Genomic DNA, 17,082 nt, shown 5'->3' with positions numbered 1-17,082 from the left:
TTAGTCCAGATTAGGGGCATACTGGAGTACATGCAGCTCACCGAACGCGTCGACCCCGTAGCGCAGTTGCGCTCGGTCGGTCTCCGCGTCACCGGACCCCGAGTTGCAGTTCTGAATGCGGTCACAGCCCGACCGCATTCGGACGCCGACGACATCGCTGCCGCCGTCCGTGAGGACGGTGGTTCGGTGTCGACTCAAGCCGTCTACGACGTGCTCAGGGCCTGCGTCGATGCAGGTTTGCTCCGTCGCATCGAACCCGCCGGCTCGGCCGCGCTGTACGAGAGCCGTACGGCGGACAATCACCACCACCTCGTGTGCCGAGAGTGCCGCGTGGTGGCCGATGTCGACTGCGCCGTCGGAGCGTCGTCGTGCCTCGTACCCGGGGACACGCACGGATTCGTCGTCGACGAGGCCGAAATCGTGCTCTGGGGTTTGTGCGGCGACTGCACGAGGCATTCCGTCTGACATTGCGGTCCAGCGTACGGCCGCTCGGTTTCACAGCTTTTTCGAAGAGCAGCCCTCTTCGGACTCTATTCAGCCCTTCAGGAGGCTTCGTATGACCAAGCCGATCAGCAACAAGCCGACCACCAGCAACTCGGGAATCCCCGTCCCCAGCGACGATCAGTCGCTGACCGCCGGGACGCAGGGACCGATCCTTCTCCACGACCACTACCTCATCGAGAAGATGGCGCAGTTCAACCGCGAGCGGGTCCCGGAGCGCGTCGTGCACGCCAAGGGCGCAGGCGCGTTCGGTGAACTCGAGATCACCGGGGACATCAGCAAGTACACCAAGGCGAAGGCGTTGCAGCCCGGTGCCAAGACCGAGATGTTGGCGCGCTTCTCCACCGTCGCCGGCGAGCAGGGTAGCCCCGATACCTGGCGTGACCCGCGCGGATTCTCGCTGAAGTTCTACACCGAGGAAGGCAACTGGGACCTGGTCGGCAACAACACCCCGATCTTCTTCGTCAAGGACCCGATCAAGTTCCAGGACTTCATCCGTAGCCAGAAGCGCATGCCCGACTCCGGTCTGCGCGACAACAACATGCAGTGGGACTTCTGGACCCTCTCGCCCGAGTCGGCGCACCAGGTGACGTGGCTCATGGGCGACCGGGGTATCCCCAAGTCGTTCCGCCACATGGACGGGTTCGGTTCGCACACGTACCAGCTCATCGCCGAGGACGGCACGAAGACCTGGGTCAAGTTCCACTTCAAGACCGATCAGGGCATCGACTTCCTGACGCAGGACAAGGCGGACGAGGTTGCGGGTACGTCCCCCGATCATCACCGTCAGGACCTCTTCGGATCCATCAAGAACGGCGACTTCCCCAGCTGGACCCTCAAGGTGCAGCTCATGCCGTACGACGAGGCCGAGAACTACAAGTACAACCCGTTCGACCTCACCAAGGTCTGGTCGCAGAAGGACTACCCGTTGATCGAGGTCGGCAAGATGACCTTGAACCGCAACCCGGAGAACTTCTTCGCGCAGATCGAGCAGAGCTCGTTCGAGCCGTCCAACACCGTGCCCGGCATCGGCTTCAGCCCCGACAAGATGCTGCTCGGCCGCGTCTTCTCCTACGCCGACGCGCACCGGTACCGCATCGGAGCGAACTACGCGCAGCTGCCGGTCAACGCCCCGAAGTCCGAGGTCAACTCGTACTCCAAGGACGGCAACATGCGGTACTCGTTCAACTCCCCGGAGACGCCCGTCTACGCGCCGAACTCGTTCGGCGGCCCGTCGGCGGACACGAACAAGTACGGCGACGACGGAGCATGGGACTTCGAGCCCCGCTTCGTGCGCACCGGGTACATCGAGCATCCCGAGGACGGCGACTTCGTGCAAGCGGGAGCCCTGGTCCGCGAGGTCATGGACGACGCGCAGCGCGAGCGCCTCGTCGGGAACATCGTGGGGCACGTCCTCAACGGCGTCAGCGAGCCCGTTCTGAGCCGCGTGTTCGAGTACTGGACCAACGTCGATCCCGAGCTCGGTAAGAAGGTCGAGGAAGGCGTTCGGTCGCAGCAGAACGAGACCGCACCGACCACGGGTGCAGGCGCAATCGACGATCCTGCCGACGAAGCAGCCAAGGTCTGATGTTGGGATCGGCGTCACAGCGGATGTGACGCCGATCCGGAACAACGCGGGTCGACCTGCCGTTGTGCAGTACAGACGAAAGAACAATAATGGTGTGCGATGCATACCGTCGTCCAACGGCAGGGAGGCCACATCATGACGAACCCCATCACCAGCACCCTCGACGCAGGCCAGCAGAAGATTGCCGGCGACGCGCTTCAGGGAACTGTGGTCGATCTCATCGACCTTTCGCTCATCGCCAAGCAGGCGCACTGGAACGTGATCGGCAAGAACTTCCGGTCGGTGCACCTCGAGCTCGACGAGTTGGTCACGGCCGCACGTGAATTCACCGATCAGGCCGCCGAGCGCGCCACGGCTATCGGCGTCAGCCCCGATGGCCGCGCAGCCACCGTCTCCTCGACGGCAGGAACCAAGGGCTTCGGTGCCGGATGGACCAAGGACAGCGAAGTCGTCCCGGCCGTAGTCGACAACCTCGCCGCGGTCGTGGAGCGTCTTCGCGGACGCATCGCCGACACCGGTGAAGCCGATCCGGTGACCCAGGACCTGCTCATCGGCATCACGGCTCGGCTCGAGCAGCTGCACTGGATGTGGCAGGCCCAGGCCAGCTGACGTTTTCCCACCCGACAGGCCCCTCGCGCACAGCGGGGGGCCTGTTGTTTGCCTGCACCACCCCCGGGTATCCGAAAACCATGCCTGTTTCCAAGCCGACGGTCGACGCGGTCCTGCTCGACATCGACGGCACCCTCGTCGATTCCAACTACGTGCACGTCGACGCGTGGTCGCGCGCGTTTCGTGAGGCCGGTGGTTCTGTTCCTTCCTGGCGTGTTCACCGCTGCATCGGGATGGACGGGTCGAAGCTGCTCGAGACGCTCGTCGGTTCCTCGGACAGCGCGCTTGCCCACGAAGCGAAGAAGCTGCACGGCGAGTACTACGCTGCTGCCTCGGCGGATCTCGAAGTGCTGCCGGGTGCCCGTGAACTGTTGGCGGACTTGAACTCTCGCGGCATCACCGTGGTGCTTGCAACCTCGGCTCCGGAGAGCGAACTGTCGACGTTGCGCGATCTGCTCGACGTCGAAGACTCGGTTGCCGTGGTGACGAGCGGCGAGGACGCCGACGTAGCCAAGCCGGAGCCCGACATCGTCGCGGTTGCACTCGAACGGGCCGGTGTCGAGGCCTCCAAGGCGGTGATGGTCGGCGACAGCGTCTGGGACATCGAGTCGGCCGGTCGCGCGGGTGTACGCGCCATCGGTGTTCGCAGTGGCGGCATCTCACGTGGGGAGTTGCTCGACGCGGGGGCGGTAGCAGTGTTCGACGACCCCGCCGATCTGCTCGCCAACATCGAGGACAGTCCCTTCTACTCCGATGAAAAGGCAAGTGCTTGAGCGAGTTCCGCAAGCCGCACCCCAGGGTCGACGGTTATGTCCCCATCGAGAGCTACGGTGCCATCGGTGACGGCCGCACCGTGGCGATGATCGCCGACGACGGCCGGATCGATTGGTTTCCGGTTCCGAACCTCGATTCGCCGCCGCCGTTCGCAGCGTTGCTCGACGCTGGGAACGGTGGATACATTCAGCTGACGCCGCTGGAGGAGTTCACCGTCCAGCGTGAATTCGTCCCCGGGACAAATGTGCTGAGCACGACGTTCCGTACCGACACCGGCACCGTCCGAGTCACCGACTCGCTGAACACCGGTGTCGCCGGGCGTCTTCCGTGGGTAGAGTTGGCCCGCCGCGTCGAGGGTCTCGACGGCAACGTCGAGCTGTCGTGGTCCGTGGCGCCGGGCACCATGCTCGGCATCGCGTCGCCGTGGGCGTACGACACCGAGCACGGCACCGTGCTGCGGGTCGACGGATTGACCCTGGCCGTGCGGACTCTGGGCATCGAGGAGGTGCACGTCGCGGACCGCGACATCGGTGGTGTGTTCACCGCCCGCCCGGATTCTCGGCATGTGCTGGGCGTCGTCGGGACGGAGAACGAGCCGTTGCCCCTGCCCGATCCGCAGCACCTCGACGAGGGGATCGACCGGACGATCGCCAACTGGCGCGTGTGGTCCGACGAGTTCTCGTACCAGGGGCCGTGGTCGGAGCATGTGGCGCGGAGCGCGCTGGCTCTGAAGTTGTTGCTGCACAGCCCCTCCGGTGCCATCGCTGCCGCTGCCACCACCTCTCTGCCCGAGAACAGGACCGGTGGCAAGAACTGGGACTACCGCTACGCGTGGGTTCGCGACGCCGCGTACACCATCCGTGCGCTGCAACGGTTCGGCCTTCGCGAGGAGATCCATGCTGCTGTGGCATGGCTGCTGAAAGTGATCCGAGTCAACGATCCGTTGGTCAACGTCTTCTACACCCTCGGCGGTGAATTGCCCGGTGGCACGGAACAACCCGACGTTCCCGGCTGGCGAGGCATCGGGCCGGTGGTCAACGGCAACGCTGCCGCGGATCAGCTCCAGCTGATGATCTTCGGTGACCTGTTCTCCATCATCCGGCAGTACGTCGACGCGGGGAACATCCTGGACGCGCAGACGGGGCGTCTATTGGCCGCCATCGCCGACGAGGCCTGCGATTCGTGGCAGCGCAAGGACGCCGGGATCTGGGAGCTCGAGGACGAACAGCACTACACCAGCTCCAAGCTCGGTTGCTGGCAGGCGCTCGACTGCGCCGTGCACCTGGCGGAAGCCGGCGAGATCCCGGGGATACCGGATCGATGGAAGGCCGAGAAGGAGCGCATCCGGCTCTACATCGAGACCGAGTGTTGGTCGGACGAGCGGCAGGCCTACCTGGCGTACCCGGGTGCCGACGGTCTCGATGCGTCGGTACTGCTCGCGGCCGAGATGGATTTCGATCGGGGAGAACGCCTTTCGTCCACCATCGATGCGCTCGTCGAAGAACTCGGTGCCGGTCCGTTGATGTACCGCTACAGCGGGGTCTCGAAGGAAGAAGTGACCTTCGTGGCGTGCGCCTTCTGGCGAGTGTCGGCGCTGTCCTGCGTCGGCCGAGACGACGAAGCCGCAGCTTTGATGGACCAACTGGTGGAGCTGTCCAACGACGTCGGTTTGTACAGCGAAATGATCGATGCTTCGGATGGATCGTTTCTGGGTAACTTCCCACAAGGCTTGAGCCACCTGGCCCTGGTGAATGCGGCGCTGACCATTGCGCGCTCGCACGACGCCACAGCCTGACCGCGATCTCTTACACAAGGTGGGATTCAATGGATTTGGGAATCAACGGTAGGACAGCATTGGTCACCGGAGCAGACTCCGGTATCGGCTGGCACACCGCGAAAATGCTGCTGGCCGAGGGTGTTCGCGTCGTGATCAGCGACAAGGATCAGACCTCGCTCGACGAGGCCGCAGCGAAACTCGGCGCAGCGGAGGGGCAGTTGTTCGCGTTCGCCGCGGACGTGACCGACACCGACGCGGTCGAGAACCTGGCAGCACGGACGCAGCAGGCAGTGGGCGACATCGACATTCTCGTCCAGTCCTCGGGAGTGACCGGAGCGCAGGGGCTGTTCCACGAGATCGACGAGGAGGGGTGGCGCTCCACCCTCGACATCGACCTGATGGGGCCGGTCCGGCTACTGCGGGCATTTCTGCCCGCACTCCGCCGCGGTGGCTGGGGACGCATCGTGTTGCTGACCTCCGAGGACGCCGTGCAGCCGTACGACGACGAATTGCCCTACTGCGCAGCCAAAGCCGGCGTGCTGGCCCTCGCCAAGGGGCTCTCGCGCAGCTATGCGTCCGAGGGACTGCTGGTCAATGCAGTCTCTCCCGCGTTCATTCACACCCCGATGACCGACGCGATGATGGACAAGCGCGCCGAGGAGAAGGGAACCGACCGCGACGGTGCCATCGAGAGCTTCCTCGACGAGGAGCGTCCGTACATGGAGCTCGGACGCCGTGGCGAGCCCGAGGAAGTCGCCTCGGTGATCACGTTCCTGTGCTCGGACCGCGCGTCCTTCGTCAACGGATCGAACTACCGAGTCGACGCCGGTTCCGTCGCAACTATCTAGGAGACACGCATGACCAATTTCGGATACACCTTGATGACCGAGCAGAGCGGCCCGAAAGAGCTGGTGCAGTACGCAGTCGGTGCCGAGAGAGTCGGCTTCGATTTCGAGGTCGCCAGCGATCACTACTCGCCGTGGCTGTCCTCCATGGGGCACTCGCCCTACGCCTGGACCACATTGGGCGCGGTGGCTCAGGCCACCGAACGCGTCGAGCTCATGACGTACGTGACATGCCCGATCATCCGGTATCACCCGGCCGTCGTCGCGCAGAAGGCTGCGACGATGCAGATCCTGGCCGACGGCCGCTTCACCCTCGGCCTCGGCAGCGGTGAGAACCTCAACGAGCACGTCGTCGGCGAGGGCTGGCCGTCCATCGACAAGCGGCAGGACATGTTCGTCGAGGCGCTCGAGATCATCAGGGCATTGCACGCCGGTGGCTTGGTCACGTACGACGGTAAGCACTTTCGCGTCGACTCCGCCCGGATCTGGGACCTGCCCGAGGGCGGCGTGCCCATCGGCATCGCAGCCGGTGGCGAGAAGGCCGTCGCGCGATTCGCCGAGTACGGTGATCACCTCATCGCCACCGAGCCCGACGCCGATCTCGTCAAGGCATGGTCGGACAACCACGAGGGCCCGGCGCGGTCCATCGGACAGATCCCGATCTCCTGGGATCCGGACAAGGACGCGGCCGTCGATCGCGCGCACGATCGCTTCCGCTGGTTCGCGGGCGGTTGGGCCGTCAACGCCGATCTGCCGACGACGGCTGGATTCGCCGGAGCGACCAAGTTCGTACGCAAAGAGGATGTGGCCGAAACGATTCCGTGTGGACCGGACCTGGACGCCATCGTCGAGGCCGTGAAGCCGTACTGGGAGGCCGGGTACACCGACATCGCACTCGTGCAGGTGGGCGACGAGACCCAGGAGCGCTTCCTCGCCGAGGCCGCAGGCCCGCTTTTGGAGAAACTGCGCGCTGCGTCCAGCTGACTCGACGTTTCACGAGGCCCCGATCGAGAGCATTCGGTCGGGGCCTCGAGCTGTCACTGGACGTGAATGTCCTTGCGGTCGAGTGCCCTGCCTGCCGATGCGACGACCGCGACAGTGAGCAGCGCCGTGGCCGTCAGGACCGACAGTGCGGCCCCGGTGGTGAGCGAACCCGAGTCACCGAAAGTTCCGGAGGTCAACTGGGTTGCGCGAGTGGCCAGGGCATAGGGCAGCACGAAGATCGCCCCGGTCACCTCGGCGGTGAGGAGGAACACCGATGTACCGGCCCCGACGAGAGCGATGGCAATCGGCACCGCGAACGACCTGACGGCCATCGACAGAGCGGAGTGCAGTGCCGCGACCGGTAGTGACCCCACCACTATCAGCGCACCGGTCGCGAAGAGCTCGGAGGGGAGCGCTCCGTCGAGCGAGAACACCACCTTGCCGAGAACAACGACGGCTGCCAGCATGACGATGTTCATGGCCGCGGTCAGTGTTGCCACCACAGCCGTCTTGGCGATCACGATGCGCACCGACGGTACCGGCCCACTCATCAGGGCATTCCAATTCCCGCCTCGGTGTTCGGATTTCCAAACCAGTGATGCCAGTGCCGCAACTCCGAGTGCGAGTGGGAACAGGCCGTAGAACACGACTGTGCGCAACCACAATGTGCGCCATCCCTCTGTCAGCTCTGCGCCCGACGCGATCGTGTTGAACGTTCCGACCCCCGCGATGATCAGCGGGAGGAGAACGACGACCGCCCATGCCTGCGAGCGCCTGAGCTTGATCATTTCGGCCGAGAACGCATTCATGCTCGTACCTCCTGTCGATCGAGTCGAACGGTCATGAACCAGAACGACACTGCTCCGACAACTGCGAGGGCGGCGACGCTGGCGTAGGACGGGTTCAGCGTCACCACTTGTTCGCCTCGGTAGTCGGCGGCAGACGCCAAGGAGTAGTAGCCCCACGGCGTCAGGTGTGCTGCCCAGGAGGGAAATCCGGAGGCGCAGATCGCGATGACGGTACCCACGATGCCGATTCCCAGCGCGACCAGTTGGTTGTCCACACGCGCTGAGATCAGCAGGTGCACAGCGAGTATCACGAGGTTGGTCGTCACCGCCGCCGCCGTGTAGCCCAACCACAGGTCGGCAGGCAAGGGTTGGGTCACTCCGACTGCGATTCCCAGAAATACACCTCCAGCACTGGCCGCAACCGTTGCGCCGGCAACGACGAGGCCCGTCGAGACGAGCTTCGCGCGCACGAGGGCTCCGCGCCCGGCTCCATTGGTCCGGTTCAGCAGCCAGCCGTTGGATTGGTGCTCGACTTCCATTGTGCGGCTGGCCATCACGGCGATCAGCAGCGGGGATGCGACGGGGACGGCAAGGGACAGCCCGGCCAGTAGCAGCGCCCAGGAGACCGTGGTCGAATCCTTCGACGCTGTTGCGGTGATAGCGCCGACGAAGGTCAACCCGACGATTGCGGCGACCAACACAGCGGCGATCGCGCCGATGTGCAGGTGCCTGAGTTTGGCGAACTCGTTGCGTACGGTCGTCACAATCGGCCACCCTTCGTCAGATTCATGAATACGTCTTCGAGCGACTGATCGTCGCGCCGAACGCCGTAGACGCCTGCGTTCGCGCCGACGAGTTCTGCCACCACCTGTGCGGCACCTCGATCGTCGATGCCGGACAGCCTCAGAGTGTGATCCTCGACCTCGACCGAAATGCGCTGTTGCAGAACCGAACGCGCACAAGTCGGATCGATGACGTCGATGAGTACATCCGGAGTGGAGGCGGCGAACAGCTCGTCGCGGGTGCCTTGGAAGATCAAGCGCCCCTGGCTCAGGATCCCCAGCATGTTCGCCGTCTTGTCGATCTCGCCGAGCAGATGGCTCGAGACCATCACTGTCACGCCGTGTTCGGCGAGATGGCGAAGCAGTCCGCGGATCTCTTCGATGCCAGCCGGGTCCAAGCCGTTGGTGGGCTCGTCCAGGATCAGAAGTCGTGGTTCGCGCGCCAGCGCCATCGCGATGCCCAGGCGCTGTTTCATCCCCAGCGAGTAGTTCTTCACCTTCTTGTCGAGGTGCTCCTGCAGCCGGACGGTGGCCACCGCCCGGTCGATCTGTTCGGCGTGCAATCCGAGCGAGCGTTGCACGATGCGAAGATTTTCCGCACCCGTGAGATGGCCGTATCCGGGTGGAGCTTCGATGAGTGATCCGATGTGTGAGAGCAATTCGCGGCGGGTCCCGTGATTCATCGGTTTCCCGAGGATCTCCACCTCACCGGAGGTCGGTCGGATCAGGGACAGCAACATTTTCATGGTCGTCGACTTGCCCGATCCGTTCGGACCGAGAAAGCCGTAGACGCAGCCCTCAGGAATGCGAAGGTTCACGTCGTCGACAACGGTATGGGCGCCGTAGCGCTTGCCGAGGCTGTGAGTTCTGACGATGTCCATGCCTCGACCGTCCCGCATTCGGCGGCGAGAATCGTCGGTCCCGAGTATGTCCGGTGTCCTACTCGGGTATGACTTGCCGCCGGGTGGCGGCGCTACGGAGCCAGGGTCGACAGATTCTTCGAGATGCTCGACGTCAGTGCCTTACCGACGATCGCGGCGAGGCCGGGGACGGGTGCGTCGAATCCGATCGTGTAGTCGAGCTCGGTGCCGCCGTCGGCGGTGGGGGTGAACTTCTGCACGCCCCAGTGGCCGCGCAGCGGACCGCCCTTGGTGATGCGGTACTCGATCAGCGAATTGGGCTCGGAGGTGATCGTGGTTTCCTCGAACGCGGGAAGCGGACCCAGCTTCAGGCTGCGCGTCGACCCGACGCCGTTGCGGGAGGTGTCACCGTCCCGGACGCGGCCGATCTTCGCCATGAAGAGCGGGCCGAGGTTCTCGTGCTCCGACAACGCCGCGAAGACGACCTCGGGGGGAGAGACGAACCGGTGCTTGACGTGAACGCGGGTGGGGGTCGGCATGGGTCGTGAGATCCGTTCGCTCGGGGTCGACAGAGTCGACTCACAGTAGCCGTCCACCGCGTGAAAAAAGGGACCCATTCGATCGAATCGAATGGGTCCCTCTTCGTGGTCCAACTGTCGGGGTGGCGGGATTCGAACCCACGACCTCTTCGTCCCGAACGAAGCGCGCTACCAAGCTGCGCCACACCCCGTGTACTGCTGGAGAAGTCTAACTCACGACTGCCTCGGAACGCGAAACGCCCTCGTCGGAGACGTTTTTCGGACCCATTCTCGGGGCCGGAGTCAGCGTGATCAGGGTGGCCTCGGGGCGGCAGCAGAACCGTGCAGGCGCGTACGGCGACGTTCCGATGCCTGCGGAGACGTGCAGTTGGGTGTGCGCGCCCCACTTGGACGGGCCCTTGACCCGCGAACGGTCGATCTCGCAGTTCGTCACCAGCGCGCCGTAGAACGGGAGGCACAGCTGGCCGCCATGGGTGTGTCCGGCGAGGACGAGGTCGTATCCGTCCTGGGCGAACTTGTCCAGCACTCGCGGCTCCGGGGAGTGCGTGATGCCCAGACGTAGGTCTGCGAGGGGATTGGGCTGGCCGGCGATGGTGTCGTAGCGGTCGCGCTTCAGATGTGGGTCGTCGACGCCCGCCGACGCGATCCGTACCCCGGCCACCTCGAGCTCGCGACGCACATGCGTCACGTCGAGCCAGCCCCGCTCGGAGAACGCGGCCCGCAGGTCGCGCCACGGCAACGAGTCGCCGGTGGTGCGCTTGTGGTTCTTGTCGAAGTACTTGAACGGGTTCTTCGGCTTGGGCGCGAAGTAGTCGTTGCTGCCGAACACGAACAGACCCGGCCGAGCCAGCAGCGGCCCCAACGCCTGCACGACGCTGGGCACGGCGCGCTGGTGCGAGAGATTGTCGCCGGTGTTCACGACCAGATCGGGTTCGAGGCGGTCCAGCTCACGTAGCCAGTTCTGCTTCATCCGCTGGCCGGGCATCATGTGCAGGTCGCTGATGTGGAGCACTCGCAGCGTCGCCGAACCCGGCTCGAGCACCGCCATCGACGTCTCGCGCAGCGTGAACGCATTGCGTTCGATGAGTGTGGCGTATCCGAGACCCAACGCCGCCGCGCCCGCCGTTCCGATCACGGAACTCTTCAGCGGCGCTGCTCTGACGGCGTCGCGCGCCTGCTCTGCGGCGGAGCGCAGTTGCGAGGACGCGCTGCGCAGTTGTGTGGAGGCACTGCGCAGTTGCGTCGACGTGCTGAGAAACGAGGGACTGAATTGTGCGGACACCTCATCCACGATACGGCAGCAACCGGATATGGACGTGCGAGCCGAGGACTGTGCCGCGTAGCGTTTCCGCCATGTCCGAACTCAAGGCCCGCCTCCGAACCGACCTCACCGCAGCGATGAAGGCAAAGGACAAGCTCCGCCTGGCAACGCTGCGCATGATTCTCGCCGCCATCCAGACCGAGGAGGTCTCCGGCAAGGAGGCCCACGATCTGACCGACGACGACGTTCTCAAAGTGCTTGCCAAGGAAGCGAAGAAGCGCGGCGAATCGGCCGAGATCTACACGCAGAACGGCCGCGGCGAACTCGCTGCGAACGAGCGCGCCGAAGCACAGATCATCGACGAGTACCTGCCCACGCCCTTGACCGACGAGGAATTGGCGAACATCGTCGACACCGCGATCGCCCAGGTCGCCGAAGACCTCGGGGAGCGACCGGCGATGAAGCAGATGGGTCAGGTCATGAAGATCGCGTCGGGACTCGCCGCAGGCAAGGCCGACGGATCGCGACTGTCGAAGGCTGTCAAAGACCGCCTGTAGTGCGCTCCGCGCAGTGGTGCGGTTATGTCCCCTCTGGGGCACCCAACCGCACCACTGCCGCAGGCACTAGCGAGGTGCCGTGATCCCAGGGATCGCCGGAATCTGGATGCCCGGCGGTAGGTCCGGGATCTGGATGTTCGGCAGCGCGGGTGCCGGAGCCGGCGCAGGTCGAACCGAACCGTCACTGACGTAGATCGTGATGTTCGATCCGGGGACCGCCGAACCCGACGGCGACGTCGACACCACGGTGCCGCGAGCCGCCTGGTCGGCCGTGGTGGCCACCGTCACCTGGAAGCCTGCGCCCTGCAGGGTCGATGTCGCCGACGACTGGCTCTGGCCGGTGACGTCGGGTACCTGGCCGTTGGCCGAGCCGCGGACGTACTTCTGGTCGACGGGTGGCAACGCGACGGGTCCGAAGTTGGTGGCGATCGGTGTCATGGCGTCGAACCACGTTCGAGCCGGCTCGTTACCGCCGTACAGGTTGCCCGAGCTGCATGGCCGCAGCGGGAACGAGCAGATCTCGCTCGGCGTCGGTGAGTCGCCGTACGTGTACACGGCGGCGGCGTAGTTGTTGGTGAACCCGAGGAAGCCGGAGGACCTGTTCGACTCGGTGGTGCCGGTCTTGCCTGCCATCGGCAGGGTCCAGCCGGCGGAGCCGGCCGCTGCGGCGGACGTGCCGCCCGGCTGGTCGTCCTTGCTCATGGCATTGGCGAGGGTGTTCGCCAGTCCGGGCTCGACGACCTGCTCACACGCCTGGTGAGCAACCGGAACGGGCTTGCCGTCGCGGTCGAAGATCGAGTCGATGGGGGTGGGCGGGCACCACATGCCACCCGAGGCCAACGTGGCAGCCACGTTGGACAGCTCCAGTGGGTTCACCCAGGTCGGTCCGAGGGTGAACGAGCCGAGATTCTGATCCTTCTGGAAATCGGCCATGGACTGGTCGGTGCCCGACGAGCCGGGATCGTTGTACGACCGCAGGCCCAGACGAACGGCCATGTCGACGGTCGGGGTGACGCCGACCGACTCGATCAGCTTGACGAACGCGGTGTTGGGGGACTGCGCCAACGCGTCGGTGATGGACAGCGACGCCGGGTAGTTGCCCGCGTTCTCGACGCAGTAGGTCGCTGCCGGGCAGTTCCGTGCACCGCCGTCGCCGACGCCCTTGACCTCGACGCGCCTGGGCACCTGCAGCGTCGCGCTGGTTCCCAGCCCGCGCTCCATCGCCGCGGCGGTGGTGAAGATCTTGAAGATGGAGCCCGCTCCGTTGCCGACCAGCGAGTGCGGCTGCGGCTGCACCGTCTCGTCGTCGTCGGCATTGAGGCCGTAGGTGCGGCTGCTGCCCATGGCGAGAACTCGGTGCTGGTCCTGGCCCGGTGCGACGACGTTCATGACGGTGGCAACGCCGTCGAGGTTCGGGCTGGTGTTCTCCACCAGGGCGGCCTTGGTGGAGTTCTGTACCGCGGGGTCGAGCGTCGTGCGGATGAGGTACCCGCCCTTGTCGATCTGTTCCTGGCTGATTCCCGCCTCGGCCAGGTACTGCAGTGCGTAGTCGCAGAAGAATCCGCGGTCGCCTGCCGCGATGCATCCGCGGGGCAGGGTCTGGGGAACGGGCAGCACACCGAGCGGCTCGGACTTGAGCGCGGCGAGCTCGTCGGCGCGTTCGGGGAGGTTCTGGATCATCGTGTCGAGCACGGTGTTCCGGCGCTCGAGCACGCCCTCCTCGTTGGTGTACGGGTTGAGTGCGGAGCTGGACTGCACCATGCCTGCGAGCATCGCGGCCTGGACGGCGCTGAGCTGGCTCGCATCGATACCGAAGTAGGTCTGGGCGGCGTCCTGGATGCCGAAGGACGCGTTGCCGAACGGAACGAGGTTGAGGTACCGGGTGAGGATCTCGTCCTTGGTCAGTTCCTTGTCGAGCGTCAACGCCATGCGGATCTCGCGGATCTTGCGAGCGGGCGTCGTCTCGATGGCCGCTCGGCGCTCGGCGTCGGTCTTGGCCACCACGAGCAGCTGGTAGTTCTTCACGTACTGCTGATCGATGGTGGATGCGCCCTGCTCGACCTGCCCGCTGGTGGTGTTGGTCAGGAACGCTCGGAGCGTGCCCTGCCAGTCCACGCCCTGATGTTCGGCGAAGCGGCGGTCCTCGATCGAGACGATGGCGAGCTTCATCTCGTTGGAGATCTGGTCGCTCGGCACCTCGAATCGGCGCTGCTCGTACAACCAGGCGATGGGCGTGCCGTTGACGTCCGTCATCGTCGAGACGGCAGGCACTGCGCCCTCGACCAACTCGGCCGAGACGTTGTCGACGGTATCGGCGGCACGGTTGGAGGCGTACCCGAACCCACCGGCCAAGGGGAACATCACGCCGGCGAGCAATGCACCGGCGAGTGCTGAACATCCGGCGAGCTTCGCCACGGTTTTTCCAACTGACACAGAGCACAGCGTACGTGGGTGTGGCTCGGACCGGCAGAGGCCTGCATGCGCCGTGTGCTGCGCCCCTGCTCGGGACGGCCGTACCAGAAATGTGACCCCGCCGTCTTGCATTCGGGGCTCGCTTTACCTAAATTATGAGCACGGTGTGATTCGCATAACACTTGATAATGAATGTGGGGCAGCTCCTAGAATTTGTGCTTCGCCTGACGAGGTACAAACCGCTTCGAGCCTCCGGGACGTCCAGCGAGGACGTCCGCAACGCAAAGGGGTATCCGCATGCACACGACAACCGCGCCGACGCGACTCGATGTAGAAGAAGCCGAGGCACGCATCGCCTGGGTGTCGCACGCCCGTTGCAAGGGCACTGACCCGGACCAGCTCTTCGTCCGGGGTGCAGCGCAGCGCAAGGCCGCAACCATCTGCCGGCACTGCCCGGTACTCATGCAGTGCGGTGCGGATGCCCTCGACAATCGAGTCGAGTTCGGTGTCTGGGGCGGCATGACGGAACGCCAGCGCAGGGCGCTGCTCAAGCAGCACCCCGAGGTCGACTCCTGGTCCGAGTTCTTCGAGACCCAGCGTCAGCAGCAAGCAGCCATCTAGTCGCCTGCCGGGCAGGGCCGATTCAGCCTTTGCGAGTCAGCTGATCGGCCACTGCACGCAGCGCGGCGAGGTCGGAGACCTCGAACGGCAGTGACGGAACACCGACGATGGGCACGCGGGGGTGCGCACCGGTGAACCGGCGAAGCAACCGCACCTCACGCGCGGCCGTGACGGCGCGCTGGGCGTGGATCCGGAGGACAGCGGCGGTCAGATCCGCACCCGGGTCGTCGATCCGATCGAGTAGATCGGCCGCCGTCGCGGCGTGATCCGCCTGCACCGACGACAGCGTCGGGTGCGTCCGGTTCACCACCAACCCGGCCAGGGGCATCTTCTCCGCAGACAAGCGCTCGACGAAGAAGGCCGCCTCGCGCAGCGCGTCGGGTTCTGCGGCAGCGACGACGAGGAAGCTGGTGCCGTCCTCGCGAAGCAGCTGGTAGGTACGCGTCGCCCGCTCGCGGAACCCGCCGAACATGGAATCCAGCGATTGCACGAAAGCTGATGCGTCGGACAGCATTTGGCTGCCGATCACCGTGGAGACGCCGCGCATGGCCAAGCTCATCGCGCTGGTGACCACGCGGGTGATGCCGCGGCCGGGAGCGGTGAGCAGCCGGATGAAACGGCCGTCGAGGAACGAGCCGAGTCGCTGCGGTGCATCGAGGAAGTCCAGTGCGTTGCGCGACGGCGGAGTGTCCACCACGATCAGATCCCACGACGAGTCCAGGGACAACTGCCCCAACTTCTCCATCGCCATGTACTCCTGCGTGCCCGAAAAAGACGACGCCACAGTCTGATAGAACGGATTGGCCAGCACCTGCTCGGCCTTCTCGGGCGTCGAGTGCTCGATGACCATCTCGTCGAACGTGCGTCGCATGTTCAGCATCATCGCGTGCAGTTCACCCTTGGCACCGGCACCCAACTTCACCGGCTGCGGGCTGTTGTCGAGATCACCGAGACCGAGAGCCTGAGCCAGGCGGCGGGCCGGATCGATCGTCAGCACCACGACCCGCCTGCCCTGCTCGGCAGCGCGCAGCGCCATCGCGGCCGCGGTGGTGGTCTTGCCGACTCCGCCTGCCCCGCAGACGACGACGATCCGCGACGTGGGATCGGTCAGGATGCGGTCGACATCGAGTTCGGTTGCTACTGGTCGAGTCATCGGACACCCTGTTCTGCAAGCTTGGCGGCGAGCTCGTACAAGCCGCCGAGATCGACACCATCGGCCAACATCGGCAGCGACATCCGCGCGACGTCGAGTTCGTCGAGCGTGGTTGCGCTCTCCACCTGAGCCGAGAGCGTTGCCGCGTGCTCGATCGATTCGGTGAGCAACCCCGCGAAGTCCGCCTCGGAGAGCGTGATTCCGGTTTTGGCGAGACCGTCCTGAATGGCGACGGCATCGATCTCGCCCTCGGCGATGGCCTCGAGCGACTCGGCGGGCAGGTACGTCGGTTCGGTGCGATTGACGATGACCGCGCCGAGTCGAAGATCTGCCGCCTCTAGCTCACGCACCGCGTCGGCCGTCTCCTGCACCGGCAGTGCCTCGAGCAACGTCACCAGGTGTACGACGGTGTCGGCCGAGTGCAGCAACCGAACCACGCCCTCGCTCTGCGAACGAACCGGTCCGCCCTTGGCCAGGTCGGCCATGGCCTTGGTGACGTCGAGGAAGTTTCCGATGCGGCCGGTCGGCGGCGAGTCGACGACGATCTCGTCGTAGGCCCGGTTGCCCTTCTTGTCGGTCCGCACCACACATTCCTTGACCTTGCCGGTCAGCAACACGTCGCGCAGACCCGGTGCAATGGTCGTCGCGAATTCGATGGCACCGATCTTGCGCATCGCGCGGCCGGCGAAGCCGAGGTTGTAGAACATCTCGAGGTATTCGAGGAACGCGGTCTCGATGTCGATGGCCAGTGCGTAGACCTCGCCGCCGCCGTCAGCCGAGGCGACGCGTGTCTCCTTGGGCGGAAGCTGCGGCACGTCGAACAGCTGCGCGATGCCCTGCCTGCCCTCGACCTCCACCAGCAACACCCGTCGACCACCGGCTGCGAGCGCCAGTGCCAATGCGGCAGCGACCGTCGTCTTGCCGGTCCCGCCCTTACCGGATACGAAATGCAGCCGCGCGGCGTCTGCCTTCGCCGGCCATCCCTCTTCGTTCGCTATGCCCACACCCCGACCATATAGAGATCGTCCCCG

General features: G+C 65.2%; 17 protein-coding genes and 1 tRNA gene. 9 read left to right on the top strand and 9 right to left on the bottom strand.

Features of this window, described 5'->3' with window-relative positions; translation table 11 throughout:
* Nucleotides 1–30: 30 nt before the first annotated feature.
* The 7 genes from AB0362_RS10850 (at nucleotide 31) to AB0362_RS10820 (ending at nucleotide 7,078) form a co-directional block, all read left to right on the top strand.
* Entirely contained in the window at nucleotides 31–465 is a 435-nt protein-coding gene (locus AB0362_RS10850) for a Fur family transcriptional regulator (RefSeq protein ID WP_366235580.1), read from the top strand.
* Between the two features lie 91 nt (nucleotides 466–556).
* Nucleotides 557–2,089, top strand: a complete 1,533-nt coding sequence (locus tag AB0362_RS10845; RefSeq protein ID WP_283347339.1) for a catalase — start codon at nucleotides 557–559, stop codon at nucleotides 2,087–2,089.
* Nucleotides 2,090–2,224: 135 nt separating this feature from the next.
* Nucleotides 2,225–2,698, top strand: coding sequence for a DNA starvation/stationary phase protection protein (locus AB0362_RS10840; RefSeq protein WP_068054046.1), 474 nt, complete (start codon nucleotides 2,225–2,227; stop codon nucleotides 2,696–2,698).
* An 80-nt stretch (nucleotides 2,699–2,778) separates the two neighbouring features.
* Nucleotides 2,779–3,471 carry an HAD family hydrolase gene (locus tag AB0362_RS10835; RefSeq protein WP_366235579.1) on the top strand — a complete coding sequence of 231 codons (693 nt, stop codon included), beginning with the start codon at nucleotides 2,779–2,781 and terminating at the stop codon, nucleotides 3,469–3,471.
* Complete coding sequence (locus tag AB0362_RS10830; protein WP_366235578.1) at nucleotides 3,468–5,267, top strand: glycoside hydrolase family 15 protein; 1,800 nt, start codon at nucleotides 3,468–3,470, stop codon at nucleotides 5,265–5,267. The genes AB0362_RS10835 and AB0362_RS10830 overlap by 4 nt, the downstream gene beginning before the upstream one ends.
* Nucleotides 5,268–5,296: 29 nt before the next feature.
* Nucleotides 5,297–6,097 carry an SDR family oxidoreductase gene (locus tag AB0362_RS10825; RefSeq protein ID WP_366235577.1) on the top strand — a complete coding sequence of 267 codons (801 nt, stop codon included), beginning with the start codon at nucleotides 5,297–5,299 and terminating at the stop codon, nucleotides 6,095–6,097.
* A 9-nt stretch (nucleotides 6,098–6,106) separates the two neighbouring features.
* A complete protein-coding gene (locus AB0362_RS10820; RefSeq protein ID WP_366235576.1) occupies nucleotides 6,107–7,078 on the top strand; it encodes an LLM class F420-dependent oxidoreductase in 972 nt (323 codons plus the stop codon).
* A 53-nt stretch (nucleotides 7,079–7,131) separates the two neighbouring features.
* Here AB0362_RS10820 and AB0362_RS10815 read toward each other — a convergent pair whose 3' ends face one another.
* The 6 genes from AB0362_RS10815 to AB0362_RS10790 all read right to left on the bottom strand — a co-directional run bounded on the left by AB0362_RS10815 (nucleotide 7,132) and on the right by AB0362_RS10790 (nucleotide 11,194).
* Complete coding sequence (locus AB0362_RS10815; RefSeq protein ID WP_366235575.1) at nucleotides 7,132–7,887, bottom strand: ABC transporter permease; 756 nt, start codon at nucleotides 7,885–7,887, stop codon at nucleotides 7,132–7,134.
* A complete protein-coding gene (locus AB0362_RS10810; protein ID WP_366235573.1) occupies nucleotides 7,884–8,630 on the bottom strand; it encodes an ABC transporter permease in 747 nt (248 codons plus the stop codon). The genes AB0362_RS10815 and AB0362_RS10810 overlap by 4 nt, the downstream gene beginning before the upstream one ends.
* Nucleotides 8,627–9,529 (bottom strand): ATP-binding cassette domain-containing protein, encoded by a 903-nt coding sequence (locus AB0362_RS10805; protein ID WP_317797831.1) that lies wholly within the window; start codon nucleotides 9,527–9,529, stop codon nucleotides 8,627–8,629. The genes AB0362_RS10810 and AB0362_RS10805 overlap by 4 nt, the downstream gene beginning before the upstream one ends.
* A gap of 92 nt (nucleotides 9,530–9,621) precedes the next feature.
* Entirely contained in the window at nucleotides 9,622–10,047 is a 426-nt protein-coding gene (locus AB0362_RS10800; protein WP_366235571.1) for an SRPBCC family protein, read from the bottom strand.
* Between the two features lie 117 nt (nucleotides 10,048–10,164).
* Nucleotides 10,165–10,238 (bottom strand) — tRNA-Pro (locus tag AB0362_RS10795).
* A gap of 17 nt (nucleotides 10,239–10,255) precedes the next feature.
* Complete coding sequence (locus tag AB0362_RS10790) at nucleotides 10,256–11,194, bottom strand: metallophosphoesterase (protein ID WP_269596531.1); 939 nt, start codon at nucleotides 11,192–11,194, stop codon at nucleotides 10,256–10,258.
* Nucleotides 11,195–11,400: 206 nt separating this feature from the next.
* Here AB0362_RS10790 and AB0362_RS10785 point away from each other — a divergent pair, with 206 nt between their 5' ends.
* Nucleotides 11,401–11,865, top strand: a complete 465-nt coding sequence (locus AB0362_RS10785) for a GatB/YqeY domain-containing protein (protein ID WP_032395267.1) — start codon at nucleotides 11,401–11,403, stop codon at nucleotides 11,863–11,865.
* A 66-nt stretch (nucleotides 11,866–11,931) separates the two neighbouring features.
* Here the strand turns inward: AB0362_RS10785 and AB0362_RS10780 are convergent, their stop codons facing one another.
* A complete protein-coding gene (locus AB0362_RS10780; protein WP_317809699.1) occupies nucleotides 11,932–14,280 on the bottom strand; it encodes a transglycosylase domain-containing protein in 2,349 nt (782 codons plus the stop codon).
* A gap of 294 nt (nucleotides 14,281–14,574) precedes the next feature.
* Here AB0362_RS10780 and AB0362_RS10775 point away from each other — a divergent pair, with 294 nt between their 5' ends.
* Entirely contained in the window at nucleotides 14,575–14,898 is a 324-nt protein-coding gene (locus tag AB0362_RS10775) for a WhiB family transcriptional regulator (RefSeq protein ID WP_008712729.1), read from the top strand.
* A gap of 22 nt (nucleotides 14,899–14,920) precedes the next feature.
* Here the strand turns inward: AB0362_RS10775 and AB0362_RS10770 are convergent, their stop codons facing one another.
* Nucleotides 14,921–16,051 carry an ArsA family ATPase gene (locus AB0362_RS10770; RefSeq protein WP_094638698.1) on the bottom strand — a complete coding sequence of 377 codons (1,131 nt, stop codon included), beginning with the start codon at nucleotides 16,049–16,051 and terminating at the stop codon, nucleotides 14,921–14,923.
* Entirely contained in the window at nucleotides 16,048–17,055 is a 1,008-nt protein-coding gene (locus AB0362_RS10765) for an ArsA-related P-loop ATPase (protein ID WP_068054088.1), read from the bottom strand. Before AB0362_RS10765 ends, AB0362_RS10770 begins: the two co-directional genes overlap by 4 nt.
* Between the last annotated feature and the right edge of the window lie 27 nt (nucleotides 17,056–17,082).

Origin of the sequence: Rhodococcus sp. NPDC079359, assembly GCF_040702585.1 — a bacterium.
GTDB lineage: Bacteria > Actinomycetota > Actinomycetes > Mycobacteriales > Mycobacteriaceae > Rhodococcoides.
The sequence above is the reverse complement of the archived record's forward strand: the minus strand, read 5'-3'. Positions and strand labels throughout refer to the sequence as shown.